The sequence below is a fragment of the Pseudomonas sp. MD330_10 genome, assembly GCF_042610415.1.
Taxonomy (GTDB): domain Bacteria; phylum Pseudomonadota; class Gammaproteobacteria; order Pseudomonadales; family Pseudomonadaceae; genus Aquipseudomonas; species Aquipseudomonas rhodesiae.
In genome coordinates this window covers 1-269 of sequence record NZ_JBHGZU010000085.1, presented here as the reverse complement: position 1 = coordinate 269, position 269 = coordinate 1, and the positions used below count along the sequence as shown (strand labels likewise).

The following is a 269-nucleotide window of genomic DNA, read 5'->3' as shown; positions in this document are numbered from 1 at the left end:
AAGAGGTTCTGGTGATCGAAGGCGCGGCAGTAGATGTCGAGCGGAGCCGACGCCGGGTCGCGGCCAATCCTGATGGTCCCGCACTGGTGCGACGGCGTGCGCTTGTCGAACGGCCGGCTGAGCACCAGCGGAAAGCCGATCGACTTCAGGATTTGTTTGAGCTTGGAGACGAGCGAGAGATGGGCATCCCAATTGGTGCGATGCCATTTCAAGACGATGCGGCCGCCATCCACCATGACCCGGCTTTCCGGATTGGGAACGTCTTCGCT

General features: G+C 61.3%; 1 pseudogene. It reads right to left on the bottom strand.

Annotation, left to right across the window (positions count from 1 at the left end):
• A pseudogene (locus ACFZPT_RS26715) lies at positions 1 to 269 on the bottom strand (dehydrogenase); the annotation flags it as partial.